This is a genomic window from Streptomyces sp. CB01201 (assembly GCF_002803085.1).
Taxonomy (GTDB): Bacteria; Actinomycetota; Actinomycetes; order Streptomycetales; family Streptomycetaceae; genus Streptomyces; species Streptomyces hundungensis.
Map to the genome: position 1 here is coordinate 64,717 of NZ_NNBJ01000017.1, position 15,356 is coordinate 80,072.

Sequence of the window (15,356 nt, forward strand, 5' to 3'; positions counted from 1 at the left end):
CATTGCCTTCAGGTTAACGAGCGCTAACCGCATTGTCTAGAATGAATTCCCATGAGCACCCGTACCGACGCCCCCACCCGCCGCGAGCAGATCCTGCGCGAGGCCGCCCGGCTGTTCGCGGAACGCGGCTTCCACGGCGTCGGCGTCGACGAGATAGGCGCCGCGGTCGGCATCAGCGGCCCCGGCCTGTACCGGCACTTCGCCGGCAAGGACGCGATGCTGGCCGAGCTGCTGGTCGGGATCAGCGGGCGGCTGTACGACGGCGGCCGCAAGCGGGTCGCCGAGGCGGCGGGCGACCCCGAGCGGCTGCTCGGCTCGCTCATCGACGGGCACATCGACTTCGCCCTGGACGACCGGTCGCTGATCACCCTGCACGACCGCGAGCTCGACCGGCTCCGCGACAGCGACCGCAAGCTGGTGCGCCAGCTCCAGCGGCAGTACGTCGAGCTGTGGGTCGGGGCCGTGCGGGAGCTGTATCCGCCGGTGCCGGAGGCGGAGGTGCGCGGGGCGGTGCACGCCGTGTTCGGGCTGCTCAACTCGACGCCGCACCTCGGCTCGAACGGCTCCGGGCTGCCCGGCCGCACCGCCACCGAGACGCTCCTTCGCCGACTGGCGCACGGGGCCTTCGCCTCGCTCGACGCGGGCTGAGCGGGCTGAGCGGGCCGGACGGGGTGCGGCGCCGCGGGCTGCGGTCCGGCCCCTCTGCGTTTCGCCGCGCGGTCGGTACGGGTCCGCTGCTCGGGACGGACAGGTCGTGCGCGGCTTGCTCGGGGCAGAATGGGCGGCATGCCGATACCCAGCCGTGCCGCCCTTGTCGACCACCTCGTCCGCACCCGTATCGCCGGTGATGTCGCCACGCCCCGCGACAACAACCTCTCCCACTACCGCAAGCTCGCCAACGGCGACCGCCACTACTGGCTGGGCCTTGAGCTGGGGGACCGCTGGACGGACGAGCAGGACGTGCTCGCGGTGATGGCCGAGCGCTGCGGCGTCGTGGACGACCCCGGGCACCGCACCGGCCAGGACACCATCGACCCCGAGCTGACCGTCGACGGCCTGGACCGGATGGCGGCGCGGCTGCGCAAGGCCGCGGCGGGGCGGGAGCGGGTCCTTTTCGCCACCGGGCACCCCGGTGCGCTCCTCGACGTGCACAGCCGGACCGCGGCGGGGCTGCGGGCGGCGGGCTGCGAGATCGTACGGATCCCCGGCGGGCTCACCGCGGACGAGGGGTACGTCGTGCAGTTCGCGGACGTGGCCGTCTTCGAGCGGGGCGCGTCGCTGTGGCACACCCATTCGCCGGAGCCGATGCGGGCGATTCTGGACGCGCTGGAGACTCCGCCGGACCTTGTGGTCGCGGACCACGGGTGGGCGGGGTGTGCGGGGCAGCGGGGCGTGGACTCTGTGGGGTACGCGGACTGCAATGACCCCGCGCTGTTCCTTGCGGAGGCGGAGGGTTTGCTCCAGGTGACGGTTCCCCTGGACGACCACGTCCTGGACCCGCGCTTCTACGAGCCCATGACGGCGTACCTCCTCGCGGCGGCGGGCCTGGAGGCCTGACCCCCGCCCCATCCCGTTGCCCGGGGTTGGTTGGTTCCGGCCCCTGGGGGCTCCGCCCCCAGACCCCCGTTCGCGCCTGAACGGCGCTCGTCCTCAAACGCCGGACGGGCTGAAATGCCCCGGTGCGGGCCGGCACAGTACTGCCAGGGGCGCGGGGAACTGCGCGACCAGCCACGCACGGTGGCCGGACGAGAAGGGGGTTGGGGGCGCGAGGAACTGCGCGAATGGCCCCTACGGTCTGCGGACGAAGGCGGGTTCAGGGGCGCGGGGAACTGCGCGACGAGCCACGCACGGTGGGCGGACGAAAACGGGGTTGGGGGCGCGGGGAACTGCGCGACGAGCCACGCACGGTCTGCGGACGAAGGCGGGTTCAGGGGCGCGGGGAACTGCGCGACCAGCCACGCACGGTGGACGGACGAAAACGGGGTGGGGGGCGCGGGGCGCGAGCCACCCCGGGGCCGGGGCCGGGGCAGGGCGCTACGCGGCGGAGGGGGTCGGGTCCAGGTAGACCCGGCGGATGGCCGGGAAGCGGGCGCGCAGGCGGGCCTCCGCCTCGTCGCAGGCCCGCTCGACCTCCGCCGCCGTCGACACGTCCCGGAAGTCGATCTTCGCGGCGATCAGGATCTCCTCCGGCCCCTGGATCAGCGTGGTCAGGTCGAGCACCGCTTCGACGTGCGGCACCCCGAGCAGCACGGCCCGCACCCCGTCCCGCATCTCCGGCGGCAGCGGACGGCCGATCAGCAGGCGCGCGTTGGACCGGCCCAGCTCCCACGCCACGTACACCAGGAGCAGGCCGATCAGCACGGACGCCGTACCGTCCCAGACGCCGGAGCCCGTGAGCTGGCCGCCGAGCAGGCCGCCCGCGGCGAGCAGCAGTCCGGCCAGGGCGGCGGAGTCCTCCATCACCACCGCCTTGACCGCGGTGTCCGGGGTCAGGCGGAAGTAGCGGCCCACCGGCGCCCCGAGCCGCGCCGCCTCCGCCTTCACCTGGCGCAGGCCGGTCCGCAGGGAGTAGCCCTCCGGGAGGAAGGCGACCGCGAGGACGAGGTAGGAGACGAGCGGGTCGCCCAGTTCCTCGCCCGCCACCAGCGTGTGGATGCCGTCGTAGACCGAGAACACCGCGCCGCCGACGAACGTGGCGACCGCCGCGAACATCGCCCAGATGTAGCGCTCGGGCCCGTACCCGAGCGGGTGTTCCTCGTCGGCCGGCTTCTCGCTGCGCTTGAGCGCGGTGAGCAGGAGCAGTTCGGTGACCGTGTCGGCGAGCGAGTGCGCGGCTTCCGACAGCATCGCGCTGGACCCGCTGATCACCCCGGCGACCGCCTTCGCCAGCGCGATCCCGAGGTTGGCGGTCGCCGCGACGACGACCGTGATCGTGCTCTCGCCGCCGCCGCCGCCGTCGCCGACGACGCCCTCGTCCGATGCGCTCATACCCGGACGGTATGTCCGATCCCCGGGCCCGGCGACGTCAGCGCGGGATGCGGACGACGCCCTCCTGGATCACCGTGATCGCGAGCCGCCCGTCCTGCGTGTAGATCCGCGCCTGCCCGAGCCCGCGTCCGCCGGACGCCGAGGGCGACTCCTGGTCGTAGAGCAGCCATTCGTCGGCGCGGAAGGGGCGGTGGAACCACATCGCGTGGTCGAGCGAGGCGCCCACCACGTCCCCGACCGCCCAGCCGCCCCGCCCGTGGGCGAGCAGCACCGAGTCGAGCAGCGTCATGTCGGAGACGTAGGTCGCCAGGCACACGTGCAGCAGCGGGTCGTCGGCGAGCTTGCCGTTGGTGCGGAACCACACCTGCGAGCGCGGTTCGCGCGGGGTGCCGACGCTGCCCCACGGCGGCGCGTCCACGTACCGCAGATCGACGGCCGCGCGGGCCTCGATCAGCCGGTCCACCACGCCCGGGTCGCGGAAGGCGTCCGCGTACCGCGGCAGCATCTCGGCGGCGGTCGGCAGCGACTCCGGGTCCGGCGCGGTCGGCATGCCGGCCTGGTGCTCCATGCCCTCCTCGTACGTCTGGAACGACGCGGAGAGGTGGAAGATCGGCTGCCCGTGCTGGATGGCGACGACGCGGCGGGTGGTGAAGGAGGCGCCGTCGCGGATGCGGTCGACGGTGTAGACGATCGGCGCGCCCGGGTCGCCGGCCCGCAGGAAGTAGGCGTGCAGCGAGTGCGCCATCCGGTCGGCGGGCACGGTGCGGCCCGCGGCGACCAGCGCCTGCGCGGCCACCTGGCCGCCGAAGACGCGCGGCACGAGTGCCGAGCGGGACCGGCCGCGGAAGATGTCCTCCTCGATCCGCTCCAGGTCGAGCAGATCGAGGAGGGTCTCAAGTGCCTGATGCATGAAGGTAGTTGTATCCGACCGCCGTGACGGTTCCTACAGGCCCATGTTCTTGGCGATGATCGACTTCATGATCTCGCTCGTGCCGCCGTAGATCCGGTTCACCCGGTTGTCGGCGTACAGGCGGGCGATCGGGTACTCGTTCATGAAGCCGTAGCCGCCGTGCAGCTGGAGGCAGCGGTCGATGACGCGGTGCGCGACCTCGGTGCAGAACAGCTTCGCGGACGCGGCCTCGGCCGGCGTCAGCTCGCCCGCGTCCAGCGCCTCCAGGGCGCGGTCGGCGACCGCCTCGGCGGCGTCCACCTCGGCCTGGCAGGCGGCCAGTTCGAACTTGGTGTTCTGGAACGAGGCGACCGTCTTGCCGAAGACCGTGCGGTCCTGGACGTACTCCTTGGCGAACCGGACGGCCGCCTTGGCCTGGGCGTACGCGCCGAACGCGATGCCCCAGCGCTCGGAGGCGAGGTTGTGGCCGAGGTAGTAGAAGCCCTTGTTCTCCTCGCCGAGCAGGTCCTCGGCGGGGACCTTGACGTCGACGAAGGCCAGCTCGGCGGTGTCGGAGGTCTTCAGGCCGAGCTTGTCGAGCTTGCGGCCGACCGAGTAGCCCTCGGACTTGGTGTCCACCGCGAACAGCGAGATGCCGTGGCGGCGGTCCTCGGCGGAGGGGGCGTCGGTGCGGGCGCAGACGATCACGCGGTCGGCGTGCACACCGCCGGTGATGAAGGTCTTGGCGCCGTTGAGGACGTAGTGCGAGCCGTCCTCGGAGAGCTTGGCGGTGGTCTTCATGCCCGCGAGGTCGGAGCCGGTGCCCGGCTCGGTCATCGCCAGCGCCCACATCTCCTCGCCGGAGACGAACTTCGGCAGGAAGCGCTTCTTCTGCTCGTCGGTGGCGAGCATCTTGATGTACGGCAGGCCGAGCAGCACGTGCACGCCCGAGCCGCCGAACTGGACGCCCGCGCGGGCCGTCTCCTCGTACATCACGGCCTCGAACTTGTACGAGTCGATGCCGGCGCCGCCGAACTCCTCGTCCACCCGGATGCCGAAGATGCCCAGCTCGGCGAGCTTGTAGTAGAACTCGCGCGGCACGATGCCCTGCGCGAACCACTCGTCGTAGGCCGGGACGACCTCGGCCTCGATGAAGGCGCGCAGGGTCTCCCGGAACGCCTCGTGGTCTTCGTCGAATACCGTACGGCGCACGGTCGCCCTCCTCGGCTCACACATTCGGCTAAGCGCTTGCTCAGGTTGAATAACGAAGTTACCCGGCAGTCACCGGCACTGTCCAGAGGTCCGGGGATCCGGAGGCACAGAGCCAGAGTGAGACGCCCCACTGTCGGACGCCACCCGGCCCCGCTCCGCCGGGTTCAGCCCTGCTGCTTCAGCGCCAGCCACAGCTCCGTGCGGACGTCCATGTCGTCCAGGTCGGAGCCGAGCAGCGCCGCGCAGCGGCCGATCCGTTGGCGGACGGTGTTGCGGTGGACCCCGAGCGCCACCGCGCTGCGGTCCCAACTCCCGTGCAGCGAGAGCCAGGTGCGCAGGGTGGTGCGCAGGGTCTCGGTGAGCGGGGCGAGCAGTTCGCGGGCGTACGCGGCGGCCTCCCCGGGGTCCACGAGCGCCCCGAATCCGGCGGACCGGTGCCGGGCGAGGGCGGCGCGGGTCGCCTCCGCGCGCTCCAGGGCGCGAGCCGCCTGGGTGTCGGCGACCGCGAGCCCGTCCAGCGCGGCCGGCGCGCTGATGCCCAGCGTCCAGCCGGGGTGCGGGGTGACCTCGCGGTCGGCCGGTGCGAGGGCGCGCAGGCGGGGGCCGTCCGCCTCGACCAGCGGAGTGCCGAGGTCGGGGGCCGGGCCCTGGCCCCGGGCGTGCACGACGGTCCACGGCCCCGCGCCGAGGAGCTCGGCGGTGTCCAGCGGGGTGCCGCCCAGCAGCATCCGCACCAGCGCGGCCGAACGGGCCGCCTCGTCGGCGCCCGGCCGCTCCGCGGTGAGCAGCGTGAGCAGCACGGCCGCGACCCCGGCGATGGTGTGGTCGCCGGGGGCGCGGTGCGGGGTGGCGAGGGCGAGCACGCGGGGCCCGGCGAGGGCGTAGGCGGTGAGGTGGGTGCCGGCCACGGTGTCGCTGGCGGTCAGTGCCCCCACGCCACCCCGCCCCTTCCCGCTGTGGCACTCAGCGGCTCCGCCGCGAGCCTCCGGGGGCGTGTACTCCGGAGGCGCTGGGCTGTTCGGCCCCTCCGGCGCTTGAGCAGCGGGGTCCGGGGCGGAGCCCCGTGTCCGGCGGCCCGCGGCCTGCACATCATCCGCCGGCGGCCTGCGGGGAGGGGCGGGGTGGGGAAAGTCCGCCGAAGGCGCCACCACCCGCACCAGCCCCCGCACCCCCGCCCGCACGGAATCGGACGGCTCCGGCCCCGCCGAATCCACCACCGACCCCGCCGGGGTCATGAGCGCCGCCCACCCCCCGAGCCGACCCGCCAGCACCCGCAGCACCGCCCCCACCGGCTCGGGCCGGGCCGCAGCCGTGGCCAGCGCCCGCTGGCCCCCGCTCACCCTCCGCAACTCGTCCTCCCGCGCCCGCGCCATCAGCAGCCACACCGCCCGGGCCACCCCCGAGAACGTCGTCTGCGGCGGCACCTCCAGAAGGGGGAGGCCGTGGCGGGCGCAGGCCGCCACCAGGGCGGGCGGGACCGCGTCGTACACGGGGGCGACGCCGAAGCCGAGGGCCGCCGCCCCCGCCGCCGCCACCCGGGACACGTACACCTCGGGGTCGGGGAGCTGCACCCCCGCCGTCAGCAGCAGCTCCCCGCCGAGCAGGTACGGGAACGGGTCGGCCATCTCGGAGGTGTGCACCCAGCGGATGGACGCGTCCGGGGGTCCCGCCAGCTGCCGCAGACCGAGGTCGGCGCGGGCCAGCAGCGCGGCGAGCGCGACCGGCGGGGTGGGGGGTGCGGTCGGCGCGGCCGGTGCGGTCGGGCTGGACGGGCTGGGCGGGTCGGTCGGGTCCGGCATGGTGGACGATCCATCCATCGGCGGCGTCAGGAGTGGAGGAAACGTACACTTCAGCGTTGCTTTCCGGCCACCTAGGGTCGTGCCGAACCGAAGGCCGCGGGTACGGGCGGATGTCCCCGCGAACAGCCGACGGAACCTCGGTGCCCCCCTGGTACGCCGAGGTCTCCCCGCACGACACGCCACCGAGTGAGCGCGAAGGAGGGCCCCGCATGGCCGTCGACTACACAGTGATCGTCGTCTATCTCGCCGGGATGCTGGCGATGGGCTGGTGGGGCATGCGCCGCGCCCGGTCGAAGTCCGAATTCCTGGTCGCCGGGCGGCGGTTGGGGCCCGCGATGTACTCCGGCACCATGGCCGCCATCGTGCTCGGCGGCGCCTCCACCATCGGCGGCGTCGGCCTCGGCTACAAGTACGGCCTGTCGGGCGCCTGGATGGTGTTCACCATCGGCCTCGGCCTGCTCGCGCTCTCCGTGTTCTTCTCCGCCCGCATCGCGCGGCTGCGCGTCTACACCGTCTCCGAGATGCTGGACCTGCGCTACGGCGGCCGGGCCGGGCTCATCTCCGGCCTCGTGATGTGGGCCTACACGCTGATGCTCGCGGTCACCTCGACCATCGCGTACGCCACCATCTTCGACGTCCTGTTCGACCTGAACCGGACGGTCGCGATCATCCTGGGCGGGGCCATCGTCGTCGCGTACTCGACGCTCGGCGGCATGTGGTCCATCACCCTCACCGACATGGTCCAGTTCGTCGTCAAGACGATCGGGGTGCTGCTGCTCCTGCTGCCCATCGCCGTCGTCAAGGCCGGCGGCTTCGGCGCGATGAAGGCGAAGCTGCCCACCGGCTACTTCGACCCGCTCGGCATCGGCGGCGAGACGATCTTCACGTACGTCCTGATCTACACGTTCGGCATGCTCATCGGGCAGGACATCTGGCAGCGCGTGTTCACCGCGCGCAGCGACAAGGTCGCCCGGCTCGGCGGCACCGTCGCCGGTACGTACTGTCTGGTGTACGCCGTCGCGGGCGCTGTCATCGGCACCGCCGCCAAGGTGCTCTACCCGGACCTCACCAGCGCCGACGACGCGTTCGCCACCATCGTCAAGGCCGAACTCCCCGTCGGCGTCAGGGGGTTGGTGCTCGCCGCGGCCCTCGCCGCCGTGATGTCCACCTCCTCCGGCGCGCTCATCGCCTCGGCCACCGTCGCCAACAACGACATCTGGGCGCGGCTGCGGGGCAGGTCCGGGCAGAGCGGCGCCGACCACGACGAGGTCCGGGGCAACCGGGTCTTCATCCTGATCATGGGGATCGCGGTGATCGTCATCGCGACCCGGCTGAGCAGCGTCGTCGAGGGCCTCACCGTCGCCTACGACCTGCTCGTGGGCGGGCTGCTCGTGCCGATCCTCGGCGGGCTGCTGTGGAAGCGCGGCACCGCCTCGGGCGCGCTCGCCTCGGTGGCCGTCGGCGGCCTCGCGGTCGTCGCGCTCATGGTCCGCTACGGCATCCTCGCCAACGAGCCCGTCTACTACGGACTGCTCGCCTCGCTCCTCGCGTACGTCGTCGTGTCGTACGCGACGAAGCCGACCGACGCCGCGGTGCTCGCCGTCTGGCGCGAGCGGCTGGCCGGCCGCGGGGCGCATCCGGACGGGGACGAGCCGGCGGCGGCCGAAGCGGCACCGGCACACAGCTAGAGTCACACTGATAAAGCGCATAAACGCTGAAACGAAGGGCAATTCAGATGAGCAGCAACGAAACGCCGCGCGGTCCGATCGACTCGTCCCGCATTCCGCGGTACGCCGGGCCCGCGACCTTCGCCCGGCTGCCCCGCCTCGACGAGGTCGGCACCGCCGATGTCGCCGTGGTCGGCGTGCCCTTCGACAGCGGTGTCTCCTACCGGCCCGGCGCCCGCTTCGGCGGCAACGCCATCCGCGAGGCCTCCCGCCTGCTGCGCCCGTACAACCCGGCGCAGGACGCCTCGCCGTTCGCGCTCGCCCAGGTCGCCGACGCCGGTGACATCGCGGCCAACCCGTTCAACATCAACGAGGCGGTCGAGACGATCGAGGGTGCGGCCGACGAGCTGCTCTCCACCGGCGCCCGCCTCATGACGCTCGGCGGCGACCACACCATCGCGCTGCCGCTGCTGCGCTCGGTCGCCAAGAAGCACGGGCCGGTCGCGCTGCTCCACTTCGACGCGCACCTCGACACCTGGGACACCTACTTCGGCGCCGAGTACACCCACGGCACCCCGTTCCGCCGGGCCGTCGAGGAAGGCATCCTCGACACCGAGGCGCTCTCGCACGTCGGCACCCGCGGCCCGCTGTACGGCAAGCAGGACCTGACGGACGACGAGAAGATGGGCTTCGGCATCGTCACCTCCGCCGACGTCTACCGGCGCGGCGCCGACGAGGTCGCCGACCAGCTCCGCCAGCGCATCGGCGACCGCCCGCTCTACATCTCCATCGACATCGACTGCCTGGACCCGGCCCACGCGCCCGGCACCGGCACCCCCGAGGCCGGCGGCATGACCTCGCGCGAGCTCCTGGAGATCCTGCGGGGCCTCGCCTCCTGCAACCTGGTCTCCGCCGACGTCGTCGAGGTCGCCCCGGCCTACGACCACGCCGAGATCACCAGCGTGGCCGCCTCGCACACCGCCTACGAGCTGACCACGATCATGTCCCGGCAGATCGCGGCCGCCCGCGCCTGAGCGCGGAACGGAACGGACCGGGAAACGATCAGCGGCCGCGGCCCGGCGGCCGGGGGACCGGCGCCGGGCCGAAGCCGAGCTCCAAGGACTCCAAGGAGAGGACGCGATGACCCACGACCACGACCTCGTGCTGCGGCCCACGCCGCGCCAGGTGGAGGCCGCCCTGAACCCCCCGCCCGGGCGCAACGGCGGTGACCTGGTGGTCGAGACCCTCGCGGGGCTCGGCGCCACCACCGTGTTCGGGCTGCCCGGCCAGCACGCGCTCGGCATGTTCGACGCGCTGCGCCGCTCGGACCTGCGCTACATCGGCCTCCGGGTCGAGAACAACGCGGGCTTCGCCGCCGACGCGTACGGCCGGGTCACCGGCGAGGCCGCCCCGCTGCTGCTCTCGACCGGCCCCGGCGCGCTGACCTCGCTGGCCGCGCTCCAGGAGGCGGCGGCCGCCTCGTCTCCCGTCATCGCGATCTCAAGTCAGGTCCCCACGGCGGGACTTGGCGGCGGACGGCACGGCTATCTGCACGAACTGCGCGATCAGAAGGCGTCGTTCCGCGATGTGGTCAAGTCGGTCCACACCGTACGCAGCCAGTCGCAGATCCCCTCCGCGATCGCGGCGGCCTGGGAGTCGGCGCTGACCGCGCCGCACGGTCCGGTGTGGGTGGAGATCCCGCAGGACGTGCTGCTCGCCGAGACGGCGCTGCCCGTCGTCACCCCCATGGACGCCTTCCCCGAGGATGTCGTCCCGCGCCCCGAACTCACCGCCGTGGCAGCCGAGTTGCTGGCGAACGCGGTCCGCCCGGCGATCATCGCGGGCGGTGGTGTGGTACGCGCCGACGCCGCGGGCAAGCTGCTCGCGCTCGCCGAGCGCCTCGACGCGCCGGTCGTGACGACCTTCGGCGGCAAGGGCGCCTTCCCGTGGGAGCACCCGCTCTCGCTCCAGTCCTGGCTGGAGGACCGGCACACCACGGACTTCCTGGAGGACGCGGACGTCCTGCTGGTGGTGGGCTCCGGGCTCGGCGAGCTGTCGTCGAACTACCACACGTTCAAGCCGCGTGGCCGGATCGTCCAGATCGAGGCGGACCTCGGCAAGCTGGAGTCCAACCACCCGGCGCTCGGCATCCACGCGGACGCCCGGATCGCGCTCCAGGCCCTGCTCGAAACGGTCACGGAGCGTCACGACGAGACGGCCGCCGAGCAGGTGCGGACCGTCCTCGACAAGGTCCGGGCCCGGATCGACGCCCAGGACCTCGGCGAGGAGCGGCGCATCCTGGCCGCCGTGCGCGAGGCGCTGCCCACCGGGGCGCCCAGCTTCTGGGACATGACGATCCTGGCCTACTGGGCCTGGTCGGCGTGGCCCGGCGCGATGCACTCGGCCCAGGGCGCCGGCGGCCTCGGCTACGGCTTCCCGGCGGCGCTCGGCGCGGCCGCCGCCGATCCCGGGCGCCCGGTCCTCGCGGTGTCCGGCGACGGCGGCGCGATGTACTCGATCGCCGAACTCGCCACGGCCAAGCAGTACGACCTGCCCGTCACCTGGCTCATCGTCGACGACGGCGGCTACGGCATCCTGCGCGAGTACATGACCGACACGTTCGGTGCGGCCACCGCCACCGAACTGGCCCGGCCGGACTTCGTGGCCCTCGCCGAATCCTTCGGCGTCCCGGCCGCCCGCACCACCCCGGACACCCTGACCGCCGACCTCGCCAAGGCGCTGGCGGCCCCCGGGCCCTCGGTGGTCGTGCTGCCCGCCCTCCTGAAGATGTTCGCGCCGACCCACCTCTGAGGCCCGGCCGGACTTCGGACAGTACCTAGGACCTGGGTCCCGTATTTGTTGCGGCGGGATGAAATCCGCAGGCCCCCGTGTTGGGGCTTGCGGCAGGACCAGGTACCAACGGGAGGAAAGTCGTGACGGAGGGTGCGCAACAGGGGTGGGCGCGCAGGCTGACCGGGTACGCCTGGCGGTACCGGCGCAATGTGGTGCTCGCGCTCGGCTCCTCGCTCGGCGGCATGGCCGTCATGGCGCTCGTCCCGCTGATCACCAAGGTGGTCATCGACGACGTCATCGGCGCCCACACCCGCTCCCTGGCCGTCTGGACCGGCCTCCTCATAGCCTGCGCCGCCGTCGTGTACGGGCTCACCTACATACGGCGGTACTACGGAGGGCGGCTCGCCCTCGACGTCCAGCACGACCTGCGGACCGAGATGTACCGCACGATCACCCGGCTCGACGGGCGGCGCCAGGACGAGCTGTCCACCGGACAGGTCGTCGGCCGGGCCACCAGCGACCTCCAGCTGATCCAGGGCCTGCTCTTCATGCTGCCGATGACCATCGGCAACGTCCTGCTCTTCGTGATCTCCATCGTGATCATGGCGTGGCTCTCGCCCCTGCTCACCCTCGTCGCCCTCGCCGTCGCCCCCGCCCTCTGGTTCATCGCCAAGCGCAGCCGCACCCGCCTCTTCCCCGCCACCTGGTACGCCCAGGGCCAGGCCGCAGCCGTCGCCGGGGTCGTCGACGGGGCCGTGTCCGGGGTCCGGGTCGTCAAGGGCTTCGGCCAGGAGGACCAGGAGACCGGCAAGCTCCGCGAGGTCGGCCGCAAGCTGTTCGCGGGCCGCCTTCGCACCGTCAAGCTGAACGCCCGCTACACCCCCGCCCTCCAGGCCGTCCCCGCGCTCGGCCAGGTCGCCATGCTGGCCCTCGGCGGCTGGCTCGCCACCCGCGGCCAGATCACGCTCGGCACGTTCGTGGCGTTCTCCACCTACCTCGCCCAGCTCGTCGGGCCGGTCCGCATGCTCGCCATGGTGCTCACCGTGGGCCAGCAGGCGCGGGCCGGCGTCGAACGCGTCCTGGAACTCATCGACACCGAGCCGTCGATGCGGGACGGCAGCAAGGAGCTGTCGCCCGACGCCCCCGCCACCGTCGAGTTCGACGACGTGAGCTTCGGCTACGACGCCGAGCGGCCCGTCCTGAAGGGCTTCTCGCTCGACATCCGGCCCGGCGAGACCGTCGCGGTCGTCGGCTCGTCCGGCTCCGGCAAGTCCACCGTCTCGCTGCTGCTGCCCCGTTTCTACGACGTCGAGCACGGCGCCGTCCTCGTCGGCGGCCACGACGTGCGCGAGCTGACGCTCTCCTCGCTGCGCGCCGCCATCGGCCTGGTCCCCGAGGACTCCTTCCTCTTCTCCGACACCGTCGGCGCCAACATCGCCTACGGAAAGCCGGACGCCACCCAGGAGGAGATCGAGAAGGCCGCCCGCGCCGCCCAGGCCGACCGTTTCATCGCCGAGCTGCCCAAGGGCTACGACACCACCGTCGGCGAGCACGGCCTGACCCTCTCCGGCGGCCAGCGCCAGCGCATCGCACTGGCCCGAGCCATCCTCACCGACCCCCGGCTGCTCGTCCTGGACGACGCGACCTCCGCCGTCGACGCCCGCGTCGAGCACGAGATCCACGAGGCCCTCAAGTCGGTCATGGCGGGCCGCACCACGCTGCTCATCGCGCACCGCCGCTCCACCCTCGCCCTCGCCGACCGCATCGCCGTCCTCGACGGCGGACGGCTCGCCGCGATCGGCACCCACGACGAGCTCCAGCGCGACAGCGCCCTCTACCGCCGCCTGCTCACCGACCCCGACGAACTCGGCGCGGTCTCCCCGGGCCACACCCCGCCCGCCCCGCACACCGGGGACGAGGACCACTCCGTACGGGACGAGCTGGACGCGGAGTACGACGTCGAACGCGGCATCACCCCGCCGCTGTGGATCCGCGAGGAGAAGACCGAGTCCGCCGCCCCCGGCGGCATGCCGGCCACCCCCGAACTGCTCGCCCAGGTCGAGGCGTTGCCGCCCGCCACCGACGTACCCGCCATAGACGAGGCCAAGGCCGTCCGGGCCGAGGACTCCTACGGCCTGCGCAGGCTGCTGCACGGCTTCGGCCTCCCCCTGCTCGTCTCACTCCTGCTCGTCGCGATCGACGCGGGCGGCTCCCTCATCCTGCCGATCCTGATCCGGCACGGCATCGACCAGGGCGTCACCCAGCTCGCGCTCGGCGCGGTGTGGGCGGCCTCCGGGCTCGCCCTGCTCACCGTCACCATCCAGTGGCTCGCCCAGACCGGCGAGACGCGGATGACCGGACGCACCGGCGAACGCGTCCTGTACACCCTGCGCCTGAAGATCTTCGCCCAGCTCCAGCGGCTCGGACTCGACTACTACGAGCGGGAGTTGACCGGCCGGATCATGACCCGCATGACGACGGACGTGGACGCGCTGTCCACGTTCCTCCAGACCGGCCTCGTCACCGCGTTCGTCTCCGTCGTCACGTTCTTCGGCATCATGGTCGCGCTGCTCGTCATCGACATCCAGCTGGCGCTCGTCGTCTTCGCCACGCTTCCGTTCCTGGTCGTCGGCACGTACGTCTTCCGCAAGAAGAGCGTCCAGGCCTACGAACTGGCCCGCGAGCGGGTCAGCGTCGTCAACGCCGACCTCCAGGAGTCGGTGTCGGGCCTGCGCATCGTGCAGGCGTTCCGGCGCGAGCACGACGGCTCCGCGCGGTTCGCCGGGCGCAGCGACCACTACCGCCAGGCGCGGGTGCGCGGCCAGTGGCTGATCTCGGTGTACTTCCCGTTCGTGCAGCTCCTGTCGTCGGTGGCGGCCGCCGCCGTACTGATCGTGGGCGCGCACCGGGTCGACGGCGGCACCCTCACCACGGGCGCGCTCGTCGCCTACCTGCTCTACATCGACCTGTTCTTCGCCCCCGTCCAGCAGCTCTCGCAGGTCTTCGACGGCTACCAGCAGGCGGCGGTCTCCCTCAAGCGCATCCAGGAACTCCTGCGCGAGAAGACCTCCACGGCCGAGGCCGCCGAGCCGCTCGACGTCCTGTCACTTCGCGGCGAGATCGCCTTCGAGAACGTCGACTTCGCGTACGGCTCGGCCGACGAGCCGGAGGAGGCGCTCAGCGGGGTCGATCTGCGCATACCGGCCGGGCAGACCGTCGCCTTCGTCGGCGAGACCGGTGCGGGCAAGTCCACCCTCGTCAAGCTGGTCGCGCGCTTCTACGACCCGACCGGCGGGCGGGTCACCGCCGACGGCACGGACCTGCGCGACCTGGACATCACCGCCTACCGGCACCGGCTCGGCGTGGTCCCGCAGGAGGCGTACCTCTTCGAGGGCACGGTCCGCGACGCCATCGCCTACGGCCGCCCCGACGCGAGCGACGCCGAGGTGGAGGCGGCGGCCCGTGCGGTCGGCGCCCACGACATGATCGCCACGCTCGACGGCGGCTATCTGCACCAGGTCGCCGAGCGCGGCCGCAACCTCTCCGCCGGGCAGCGCCAGCTGATCGCGCTGGCCCGTGCCGAGCTGGTGGACCCGGACATCCTGCTGCTCGACGAGGCGACGGCCGCGCTCGACCTCGCGACGGAGGCCCAGGTCAACCAGGCGACCGAGCGGCTCACGGGGCGCCGCACCACCCTGGTCGTGGCCCACCGCCTGACCACGGCGGCCCGGGCGGACCGGGTGATCGTGATGGACGGGGGCCGGGTTGCCGAGGACGGTACGCACGACGAACTCCTCGCCGCGGACGGCAAGTACGCCCGCCTGTGGCGCACGTTCATCGGCCTCCCCGACGAGGAGGGCGAGCCCCTCGCAGCCCGCTGAGCCACCTGCCCGGGGCACGTTGCCCACCCTCCTACCCCGGGGTTGGTCGGGTTCCGGCCCCGTGGGCTCCGCCCCCAGACCCCCGTTCGCGCGCTTTCCCACCCACCTCCCGTGCGGCGGGGTCAAG

At 72.8% G+C, this 15,356-nt stretch carries 10 protein-coding genes; 6 read left to right on the forward strand and 4 right to left on the reverse strand.

Translation table 11 applies throughout. The annotated features are described in order from the left end of the window. The first annotated feature begins 51 nt into the window (after positions 1 to 51). Together CG740_RS30055 and CG740_RS30060 are read left to right on the forward strand one after the other, a co-directional pair. Positions 52 to 648 carry an SACE_7040 family transcriptional regulator gene (locus CG740_RS30055; RefSeq protein ID WP_100578429.1) on the forward strand — a complete coding sequence of 199 codons (597 nt, stop codon included), beginning with the start codon at positions 52 to 54 and terminating at the stop codon, positions 646 to 648. Between the two features lie 138 nt (positions 649 to 786). Next, entirely contained in the window at positions 787 to 1,557 is a 771-nt protein-coding gene (locus CG740_RS30060; protein ID WP_100578521.1) for a phosphatase, read from the forward strand. 477 nt (positions 1,558 to 2,034) lie between these two features. Here the strand turns inward: CG740_RS30060 and CG740_RS30065 are convergent, their stop codons facing one another. The 4 genes from CG740_RS30065 to CG740_RS30080 form a co-directional block, all read right to left on the reverse strand. Then, positions 2,035 to 2,988, reverse strand: a complete 954-nt coding sequence (locus CG740_RS30065) for a cation diffusion facilitator family transporter (RefSeq protein ID WP_100578430.1) — start codon at positions 2,986 to 2,988, stop codon at positions 2,035 to 2,037. 37 nt (positions 2,989 to 3,025) lie between these two features. Beyond that, positions 3,026 to 3,898: an acyl-CoA thioesterase II gene (gene tesB, locus CG740_RS30070; protein WP_100578431.1), complete on the reverse strand. Its 873-nt coding sequence runs from the start codon at positions 3,896 to 3,898 to the stop codon at positions 3,026 to 3,028. Positions 3,899 to 3,931: 33 nt separating this feature from the next. After that, on the reverse strand, positions 3,932 to 5,089 hold the full coding sequence (locus CG740_RS30075) for an acyl-CoA dehydrogenase family protein (RefSeq protein ID WP_100578432.1): 1,158 nt from the start codon (positions 5,087 to 5,089) through the stop codon (positions 3,932 to 3,934). 164 nt (positions 5,090 to 5,253) lie between these two features. Next, positions 5,254 to 6,888 carry a PucR family transcriptional regulator gene (locus tag CG740_RS30080; protein WP_234376554.1) on the reverse strand — a complete coding sequence of 545 codons (1,635 nt, stop codon included), beginning with the start codon at positions 6,886 to 6,888 and terminating at the stop codon, positions 5,254 to 5,256. A gap of 209 nt (positions 6,889 to 7,097) precedes the next feature. On the opposite strand from CG740_RS30080, the gene CG740_RS30085 reads away from it, so the two are divergent. From CG740_RS30085 to CG740_RS30100, 4 genes are all read left to right on the forward strand, one after another. Continuing rightward, positions 7,098 to 8,576: a sodium:solute symporter gene (locus CG740_RS30085; protein ID WP_100578434.1), complete on the forward strand. Its 1,479-nt coding sequence runs from the start codon at positions 7,098 to 7,100 to the stop codon at positions 8,574 to 8,576. A 47-nt stretch (positions 8,577 to 8,623) separates the two neighbouring features. Further along, positions 8,624 to 9,589, forward strand: coding sequence for an agmatinase (speB, locus tag CG740_RS30090; RefSeq protein WP_100578435.1), 966 nt, complete (start codon positions 8,624 to 8,626; stop codon positions 9,587 to 9,589). 106 nt (positions 9,590 to 9,695) lie between these two features. Next, positions 9,696 to 11,366 (forward strand): thiamine pyrophosphate-binding protein, encoded by a 1,671-nt coding sequence (locus CG740_RS30095; protein ID WP_100578436.1) that lies wholly within the window; start codon positions 9,696 to 9,698, stop codon positions 11,364 to 11,366. 122 nt (positions 11,367 to 11,488) lie between these two features. Next, entirely contained in the window at positions 11,489 to 15,229 is a 3,741-nt protein-coding gene (locus CG740_RS30100; protein ID WP_100578437.1) for an ABC transporter ATP-binding protein, read from the forward strand. The last annotated feature ends 127 nt before the right edge of the window (positions 15,230 to 15,356 follow it).

What these genes read in the sequence shown, in the direction of transcription:
- CG740_RS30055 (WP_100578429.1), top strand. Translation starts at nt 52, where the DNA reads ATGAGCACCCGTACCGACGCCCCCACCCGCCGCGAGCAGATCCTGCGC.
- CG740_RS30060 (WP_100578521.1), top strand. Translation starts at nt 787, where the DNA reads ATGCCGATACCCAGCCGTGCCGCCCTTGTCGACCACCTCGTCCGCACC.
- CG740_RS30065 (WP_100578430.1), bottom strand. Translation starts at nt 2,988, where the DNA reads ATGAGCGCATCGGACGAGGGCGTCGTCGGCGACGGCGGCGGCGGCGGC.
- tesB (WP_100578431.1), bottom strand. Translation starts at nt 3,898, where the DNA reads ATGCATCAGGCACTTGAGACCCTCCTCGATCTGCTCGACCTGGAGCGG.
- CG740_RS30080 (WP_234376554.1), bottom strand. Translation starts at nt 6,888, where the DNA reads ATGCCGGACCCGACCGACCCGCCCAGCCCGTCCAGCCCGACCGCACCG.
- CG740_RS30085 (WP_100578434.1), top strand. Translation starts at nt 7,098, where the DNA reads ATGGCCGTCGACTACACAGTGATCGTCGTCTATCTCGCCGGGATGCTG.
- speB (WP_100578435.1), top strand. Translation starts at nt 8,624, where the DNA reads ATGAGCAGCAACGAAACGCCGCGCGGTCCGATCGACTCGTCCCGCATT.
- CG740_RS30095 (WP_100578436.1), top strand. Translation starts at nt 9,696, where the DNA reads ATGACCCACGACCACGACCTCGTGCTGCGGCCCACGCCGCGCCAGGTG.